This is a genomic window from Marinovum sp. PR37 (assembly GCF_028807375.1).
Lineage (GTDB): Bacteria > Pseudomonadota > Alphaproteobacteria > Rhodobacterales > Rhodobacteraceae > Marinovum > Marinovum algicola.
On the sequence record NZ_JARAML010000065.1, the window covers coordinates 1 to 1,673 of the forward strand.

At 62.9% G+C, this 1,673-nt stretch carries 1 protein-coding gene; it reads left to right on the forward strand.

Annotation, left to right across the window (positions count from 1 at the left end):
- Positions 1–91 precede the first annotated feature (91 nt).
- Positions 92–1,645: an ISL3 family transposase gene (locus PVW49_RS23605; protein ID WP_274591791.1), complete on the forward strand. Its 1,554-nt coding sequence runs from the start codon at positions 92–94 to the stop codon at positions 1,643–1,645.
- The last annotated feature ends 28 nt before the right edge of the window (positions 1,646–1,673 follow it).

Consider the following 1,673-nt stretch of genomic DNA (forward strand, 5'->3'; position numbering starts at 1 on the left):
ATCGGCATGCAAAATTGGCTCTGACGCACATCGTGTGATGTTTTGCGGCATAGCCCCTACATTTGGCGTATAATCTGAAGGGATGAGCGCCATGACAGGACGTTTCGACACCAGGCTGTTGCCTGAAGGGCTTCGCGCAACTGGATACAGCGCAGATGGCGCGATACTTGCGATTGACGCAGAGGTCATTGATGCCGAGGTGATCTGTCCGGGTTGCGGGCAGCGGTCTTCCCGTCGGCATGGACGTTATGTCCGGCACCTCAAGGATTTTCCAGCGCATGGTCGTTCCGTGCAGGTACGCTTGTCAGTGCAGCGGTTCCGATGTGTTGATGCGCACTGCGCCACGAAAACTTTCAGCGAGAAAGTCCCGGAGTGCCTTGCGTGCCGTCATGGTCGTCGGACCGGGCGATTTCAGGACCTCGTCGCCTACCTCGGCCGTGCGATGGGCGGTCGGCCAGCCCAGGCACTTGGGCGGCGACTGCGGTTCGGCTTGAGCAAGGATACCTTCCTCCGTGGGGCTGCGTCAGGTGTGCGGACCATGGGCTGTGACCCGCGCGTCATCGGGATCGACGACTGGGCCTGGCGCAAGGGACAGCGCTATGGAACGCTGATCTGCGATCTCGAACGGCGTGCCGTCATCGACCTGCTGCCGGATCGCGAGCCTGCGACGGTCGCGGCCTGGCTGCGTCAGCATCCGCAGATCGAAGTCGTCGCTCGTGACCGAAACGGCGGATACAGGCAGGCAATCTCCGAAGCGCTTCCTGATGCGACCCAGGTTGCCGACCGTTGGCATCTCTTGCAGAACGCGAGCGATGCGTTTTTGGCCGCCGTCCGTCGCGCAATGCCCACCATAAGAAGAACGGCCTGCAGCGCCGAGCTGGACCCCGGCATTCTGACTGCGGCGGAGCGCCTGCAATTCGAAGGTTTTCAGCGGCGCCAGCAAACCAACGTGATGATCCAGCGCATGGGGTCCGAAGGTGTGCCCATCAAGCGGATCGTCCGGATCACTGGTCTGAGCCGGGGTCTGGTCCGGCGCGTCCTCCGTGGCGAACGAGAAGACGTCTTCCGGCTGCGCCAAAGCAGCCTTACTCCCTGGTTCCCGCTGTTGGAGAAGCATTGGCTGGACGGATGCCGCAATGGAGCTGAACTCTGGCGTCGGCTGCGGTCGAACGGCTTCCAAGGAAGTCTCCGCGTCGTCGGTGAATGGGCCACGCGTCAACGCCGCGCCGAGGCCGCCATCCCCCACGGCTCAGGCAAGTGTCCTCCGAGCCGCAAGATTGCCCGCATGATGACCTCTGGTCGGCACCACCTCTCGAAGACGGACAGCATATTCGTCACGCAGGTCGAGCACGCTCTGCCGCAACTGGCGCAGGACCGTCGGCTCCTCGATGCCGTCACCTCCATGGTCCGCAACGGCGAGGAGGACGGGCTCGCTAACTGGTTGGATCAGGCGAAGGCGTCTGGACTGGCGGCCTTTTCGCGCGGGCTCTCTGCCGATCTCGACGCGGTTGCGGCGGCGCTTCGCGAGCCTTGGTCCAACGGCCAGACTGAAGGCCAGATCAACCGGCTGAAGATGCTGAAGCGGCAGATGTATGGTGCCGCCGGTATCGACCTCCTCCTCGCACGCCTCCAACATTCGGCATGATGGCACCACAGAAATTGAGTCGGACCCA

Coding starts and splice junctions, on each gene's coding strand:
- PVW49_RS23605 (WP_274591791.1), top strand. CDS start 92: ATGACAGGACGTTTCGACACCAGGCTGTTGCCTGAAGGGCTTCGCGCA.